The sequence below is a fragment of the Pseudomonadota bacterium genome (assembly GCA_039033415.1).
GTDB lineage: Bacteria > Pseudomonadota > Gammaproteobacteria > Xanthomonadales > SZUA-38 > JANQOZ01.
Genome location: JBCCCR010000061.1, coordinates 1 through 6,224 on the forward strand (window position 1 = coordinate 1; position 6,224 = coordinate 6,224).

Genomic DNA, 6,224 nt, shown 5'->3' on the forward strand with positions numbered 1-6,224 from the left:
GCACGCTGAGTGCATTGTGTAGGTTCGAACTCATGAAATGAAAATCACCATCCCCGATAGAGGCGCCCGCATTATCGCAAAACCGGCGCGTTTTTGCCGCTGCCTGCCTGTTCAAGTGCCAGTCCGGCCTGATCGGCCGCCAGATCCCAGCTGGGAAAGCCTTCCACCCGCGCCGCCTCTTGAAAAGCAAGCAGGCGCTCGACGTCAGAATGCAGGGCAAGGCCGCAGTCCCCGCCACCAGCTCCGCTGGTTTTATACAACAGGCCGAAGGTGTCGGCCAGCGCCGCCAGCCTCCGGTGCGCCGCGGTCCAGACGCCCAGCTCCGCCTGCTCATCCAGATCGGCCAGACGCGCGGTAAATTCAGTCGCCGAGGCCAGAAAAGCGTCCGCTGAGTGGGCAGCCGCTGCAGCGATGGCGGTTTCACAGCTGGTGGTCAGCACCTTGAACGACTTGGCAAACGCATTGGGCCGTTCGTTTTGAAACCGCTGGAGCCGGTCCAGCCGCGAGCGGGTGTCGGCGCTGGCGCCCGACCAAAGCCAAACGGCGTGAACGGGCAGGGCCGCGCCGGGCTGAACGATGGGCGTTTCACCGGGGGCTGCCAGCTGAAAGGTGATTAGGCCGCCATAGAGGCTGGCGGCAACGTCAATCCCGCTACCGCGGCCCCGCTGAAAGTGGCGGTGCGCCGCCATCGCCTGATCCAGCGACGGCCGGTCGATGCCTGATTTTTTGCTCAACGCGCCGACCAGGCTGACACACAGCGCGGCGCTCGATCCCACGCCGAGCTTCAGCGCCTCGCCCGAGGCCCCCTTTTGCGGGGCAAAAAACGCTTCGGTGTCCAGGGTGACGGTCAGGCCGGGTCCCCGGTAGGCCAACAGGTCGAGCGCCGCGCGCAGCAGCGGCAGGGCCTCGCCGAGCCGAGGGTCATCGTGCCGGTCGAAGGTTAGAAGCTGGTCCGAGAACCCCGGTGTGGAGATTTGCCAGCGCGCGTCGGCGCGATCCTCCAGCGTGACTCGGGCTCGTCGCGGGACAGCGGCGACGAGCGCCGGCGCGCCGTACACCACGGCATATTCCCCCAGCAACACCAGCTTTCCCGGGGCGCTGGTGCGGATCGAGTCGCTCAAGCAGTCACCAGGTGGGCACCCGGCCCGAGGCCAACCCGGTGTAGCTCGACGACACCTCGTGTCTCTCGCAGGGCGGCTTCGACGTTGTCGGCGGCCTCCGGCAGGCAGATGATCTTGACCTGGGGGCCAGCGTCCATGGTGCAGAACGCCGCGAGACCTTCGCGTCGCAGCTCGCGCACCCGCTCAATGCACCTGAGGCTGGCGGGCTTCATATAAAGGAGCCCCGGCCGGCTGGAAATCATGACCGCGTGCATCGCCAGGAAGCTTGCCTCGCTGACTTCTGCGAGTGCCCCAAAATCGCGTCGCTCGATCGCATCGCGCGCCGTCTCCAGGTCTCCCGGCACACACTCGGTCCAGGCTTGATAGAGCGGTGAGGTCAGCCGCGACCGTTCCATGCCTTCCCCGGATGAGATTTCCTTGGGCCCGGCCTGAGTGACCGCAATCACCACCTTCAGCGGCCAAAGCGTCGCGTCCAGCAGCGGCGCGGCTGTCGTGCCGTTGCTGTCCTGCCCCAGCTTCAGCTGGACAAAGCCCCCAAATATTGACCTTGCTGCCGATCCCGAACCCCGGCGGGCCAGCACCGACAGCTCCGCTTTGCTCATGCCGAGCTCCAGCAGCGCGTCCACCGCCAGCGCCAGCGCGGCAAAACCCGACGCCGAGGATGCCAGCCCGGCGGCGGTCGGAAAGTTGTTGCGGGTATCGATATGCAGGGGCGGGCGATGGGTCAGGCACGCGTCCAGCCAGCGAAATACCCGGTCCGCCTGCGCACCCCCCGGCTCGCCGTTGAGCAGCAGCTCATCGCTGGCGGCTTCCGCCACCGTGGTATCGGTGGTGAAGCCGTCGAGCGTAACCGACAACGAGCCGGCGGACGGCAGGTTGGTGGAGAGGTCGGATTTCCCCCAATACTTGATCAGCGCAATATTGGGGTGGGCGCGCGCGCAGATCTGCATGGCATTATTGTATCGCAGGGACGACCGTGGCCTGGCCGTTTAAACCAGGCGGCGATAGAGCCAGGTGATCAGCAGCCCATGGCCCAGCAGACTGATCGGTACCAGCCACAGCCAGCTGTGTCCCGCCATCGAGAGCCAGCAGAGTTTGACCGGCAGATAGGTGGGCAGCAGGGCAAAAGCCCATTGTGCCGGGGGCTCGATAAACCACGCGACGATCACCGGCGTGGTCAGTAGTCCGTTAGCCTTGGCGATGGCGAATCCCTGAATCTTGTTGCTGGCCAGAAGAGCGATGGCCAGCGCCAACAGCGGCGCCAGCGGCGCGGCGCAGAGACTGGTCAGCACAACGGCGCCAGGTGAGATGGGCGCCAGGTTCACCAACCCCAGCATCAGAACCGTGATCAGCAGCGCCACCACCGCGGGCAGCAACAGTCGATAGGCGAGGAAACCCTTGAGACCGAGCGGCGTGACTGCCATGGCGTCGACGACGCCGTCATCGCGCTGATCCAATATCATGAGGCCGCCGATGATCCCGACCATCACGGGAGCAATCAGCAAACAGGTGCTCTGGATCAGCGGATACCAGGGGCTCAGATCGAACTGGTAATTGGCCAGCAGCCACTCGTTAAGCCAAGGCGGCAGCCATCGCAGCATCGGTAGAAAGACACCGACGCACAGCAGCAGCGTCCAGCGCAGCAGGGAATCGCGGGCGATACTTCGAGCGTCAGCGCGCAGCAGGCCGAGCAGCAGGCTGAGGCTGAAGGTTTTGCCAGGCTCGATGACCGTCGCCCTGCTCATCAGGGACCCCTCGCCATGTTGCGAGTGGCTCGGCTTGCCAGGATTTGTCCCGGCACCAGCCATAGGGTCGCCAGCAGCAGTGCGACAAGGAGTGTGAGGTTTGACGGAACTTCATTCACCTGGCCAGCCGCCGGAAGCACCGCGCTCTTCAGTAGGGTCAGTCCCGGGGTCAGCGGGTGCAGCCATAGCCACGGGCTGCTCCAGACGCCGACCAGCTCGATGGCCGGTACCAGCAGAAACAGAAAGGCCAGAGACGAGGGCATCAGGAAATCGCTTAACCCCCGATAGCGTTGCACCATGATCAGACCCAGCTGACACAGCAGACACGTCAGCAGGACGGCGCTGAGCAGCAGCATCAGCAGATGCACGCGCCAGACCGGCATCGTGACCAGCAGCGCTTCGCCAATCGCCAGCACCGACAGGACAAGCCCCCGGGCCGCAACCCACTCCGCGGGCCTGAGCGGGGTGAGAAACTGAGCGGCCAACGTCCCTTCTGTTTTCTGGAGCAGCACCAGGGCTGCGGCGAAATAAAACCCGTTGAAGATAAAAATCTCCAGCAGCACCAGGCTGATAATCCAGTCTTTAAGCACCGTGCCCATCCAGATGAGCAGCGCCAGATGCACGATCGTGACAAACGCTGCGGCCACAAAAAAACCGTTGCGCCAGGCGAGCAGCAGGTCGCATCGGGCGCTCGCCAGCAGCCGCCGCAGCAGGCCCGGCTGAAGAGCGGCTGGCGTCAGCGACACGTCAGACAAGGCTGGCCCCGGTGAGCTTTCGGAAGATTTCGCTTAAGGAGGCTTCCTCAGTGTGCATCGTTTGCAGCGCCTGAGTTTTGATGACTTCCTGGAATCGCGCGTTCTCGGCCAGGCCGTCGAGCGCAAAGCTCTCGACTTTGGGTGCGTCAGCCTCGCCGAAGGTCACGGTCAGCTCCGCTCGTCCGTGCTGTCGTTTCAGCCGTCCCGGTTCGTCCACCACCGCGATGGCGCCGTCGATAAGAAACGCCACCCGGTCGCAGAGTCGATCGACGGACAGCATGTCGTGCGTCGTCAAAAAAATGGTTTTTCCCGCGTCGCGTTCGCGGCGAATAATGTCCTCGACCTTCGCAACGCTGGCGGGATCCAGCCCGCCGCCGGGCTCATCGAGAAACAGCACCTTCGGATCATGCAGCAGCGCACGCACCAGTCCGAGCCTGGTCATCATGCCCTTCGAATAGCTGCCGACCCGCTGTTCAGACGCATCGGCAAGCCCCAGTTCCTCCAGGTGCGACCGCCAGCGTTGGTCGGAAACGCCATAGAGCGCCTGAAAGAACTGGAGATTCTCACGGCCGGTCAGACGTAGAAAATGGGTTGGGAGCTCGAAGGCCACGCCGATGTGATGGTAGAGCTCTCGACCCCAGTCGGCGACCGGACGACCGAGAATGTCGACCTTTCCATCGACCGACGCCAGCTGCCCGGTTAAAACGCGCTGGGTGGTTGATTTGCCGGCCCCGCTCGGGCCGACGAAACCTAGAATCTGGCCCGGCGCCACGTCAAAGGTGAGATTCTTCAGCGTCGGCGCCGGCGCCTTTGGATAGCGGAACGACAGATCAGAAACCTGGATCACGGTGCAAAGCTCAGCATGACGACCACTCCCGAAAACGTCAGCGCAACGCCACCCAGCTTTCTGCCGTTGAGCGGCTCCCCGAGAAACGCCCAGGCCAGAAGCACAATAAACCCGCTGGCCGATTCGTTGAGCACCGAGGCGATGGACGCCAACGTGTATTTGTAGCCCGCCTGCCAGAAAATCATCGACAGGTAGCTGCCAAAAAAGCTGGCCAGCGCAATCTGGCCCCAGCGATGAGGCTGGCGCAGCTGGGTCATGACCCGAGCGCTGCGCCGGGTCAGGACCATCACCACCAGCATACCGGCGAGGCCCGCAAACAGTCGAATCTGGACGATCCAGAGTACGTCGTGGGCCTCGAGGATTCGCTTGACCATGACGATCCCGACCGCCATCAGAAACACCGACAGCAGACCGAGCGACACTCCGCTGATCAGCTGCGTCGGCGCCACCTCGGATCGGCCGCCGCGCGCAACCAGCAACACGCCGCCGAGCACCAGAAAGAAGCCAGCAAACTGCAGCGGCGCCAGCCGTTCGCCGAGGAACAGGGCGGATAAGCCGATAATGCTGGGGCTGAACATGGCCGCAACGATGCCGGTTCGGCCAGCTCCGATTCGGTAGAGACAGGCGAAATACAGCGTGTCAGCCGCGGCCAGTCCAATCAGCCCGGAGAGCAGGCAGATCAGCCACTCCTGCGGTGACAGCTGGGGTGGGGTGGGTCCGGACAGCAGCAGTAGTGTCGGCGTCAGCAGCGCAAGCCCAATGAGATTCTTCACCAGATTCAGGGTGAACGGGCCCATCGATTCGCCGGACTGCTTATAGAGCGTGATGGCGATGGCCCAGCAGACGGGGCTGGCCAGCGCGTAGAGCTCGCCCTGGCCGATATGGGAAAACGTCATGGGTTCAGGTCAGAGCATTGCGCAGCGTAGCGAAGGCCTGTTCAAACTCCTGGCGGTTATACGCCGGCTGCGGCAGGCTGACCCGAACCGCGTGACGGCGCTCGCCGGCGGTGCAAACCAGATCGAAGCCGAAACGGTCCAGACTCACCACGCGCCCTGCTTCCGGCCAGTCCAGGCCCGAGACCCCTCGGCCGATGGCCGCCAGTTCGTCGCTGTAGTGGTCGTTCATCTGGTGCATGGTCCACGGAGCATCCTCGCCCAGCGGATCGGGTTTGGCCTTGCGGTAATCCATTGCGTCCACCCAAACCGCCCGGCCGGATCCGGCGATATAGCGCACGCCGCGGACGTCGATTTGGAAAAACCGCATTCCCTCGAGATTGATGTAGGGTTCCGCGTCCGGATGGCGCTTGAGGTAATCACGCACCAGGTCGCTCCGGTCTTCGGCAGGCTGGGCCTCTCCGAGCAGAGTCACCCTGGGAATCAGCAGTGCCTCGTGTTCCGCCAGGTGCGCGTTCACCAGCAGGGACGCTTTGGGGCTGGCGCTCAGGTAACGAAAGTGTTCAGCGCGCTCGTGGAGCAGCACAACCACGTCACCCTGTGACAGCGGCAGATAGTCGATCACCGACCCGTAGGGATAGCCACCGTCCGTTGCCAGCGTCGAAATGACGCCATGGTAATGACAGTGCACCAGCGTCTTGGCCAGCTCTGCAACGCTGAGTTTGTGCATCGAGCGTCGTCCCGCGGAAAGGCGAGCATTATGCCACCATCGCGTACGAACCTGGGTCTGGCGACCGCTCGGCTTTTTGTTCCGCGCAAAAAAAACCTCCGGGCCAGCCGGAGGTTTTTTGTTTGCCGGCGTA

General features: G+C 63.6%; 7 protein-coding genes. All 7 read right to left on the minus strand.

All coding sequences use genetic code 11. The features are described 5' to 3' along the window. Nucleotides 1–71 precede the first annotated feature (71 nt). The 7 genes from AAF358_26540 to AAF358_26570 are packed head-to-tail and all read right to left on the minus strand — an operon-like array spanning nt 72 to nt 6,091. Nucleotides 72–1,121: a hypothetical protein gene (locus AAF358_26540; protein ID MEM7709135.1), complete on the minus strand. Its 1,050-nt coding sequence runs from the start codon at nt 1,119–1,121 to the stop codon at nt 72–74. Beyond that, nucleotides 1,118–2,071, minus strand: a complete 954-nt coding sequence (gene mvaD, locus AAF358_26545) for a diphosphomevalonate decarboxylase (GenBank protein MEM7709136.1) — start codon at nt 2,069–2,071, stop codon at nt 1,118–1,120. Before mvaD ends, AAF358_26540 begins: the two co-directional genes overlap by 4 nt. Before the next feature lie 39 nt (nt 2,072–2,110). Further along, nucleotides 2,111–2,866 (minus strand): hypothetical protein, encoded by a 756-nt coding sequence (locus tag AAF358_26550; GenBank protein ID MEM7709137.1) that lies wholly within the window; start codon nt 2,864–2,866, stop codon nt 2,111–2,113. Next, on the minus strand, nt 2,866–3,621 hold the full coding sequence (locus AAF358_26555) for a hypothetical protein (GenBank protein MEM7709138.1): 756 nt from the start codon (nt 3,619–3,621) through the stop codon (nt 2,866–2,868). The genes AAF358_26550 and AAF358_26555 overlap by 1 nt, the downstream gene beginning before the upstream one ends. After that, a complete protein-coding gene (locus AAF358_26560; GenBank protein ID MEM7709139.1) occupies nt 3,614–4,468 on the minus strand; it encodes an ABC transporter ATP-binding protein in 855 nt (284 codons plus the stop codon). Before AAF358_26560 ends, AAF358_26555 begins: the two co-directional genes overlap by 8 nt. Then, nucleotides 4,465–5,364 (minus strand): DMT family transporter, encoded by a 900-nt coding sequence (locus AAF358_26565; protein MEM7709140.1) that lies wholly within the window; start codon nt 5,362–5,364, stop codon nt 4,465–4,467. Before AAF358_26565 ends, AAF358_26560 begins: the two co-directional genes overlap by 4 nt. A 4-nt stretch (nt 5,365–5,368) precedes the next feature. Next, the gene (locus AAF358_26570) at nt 5,369–6,091 is read right to left on the minus strand and encodes a DUF2470 domain-containing protein (GenBank protein ID MEM7709141.1); all 723 of its coding nucleotides are present in this window, start codon (nt 6,089–6,091) and stop codon (nt 5,369–5,371) included. Nucleotides 6,092–6,224 lie beyond the last annotated feature (133 nt).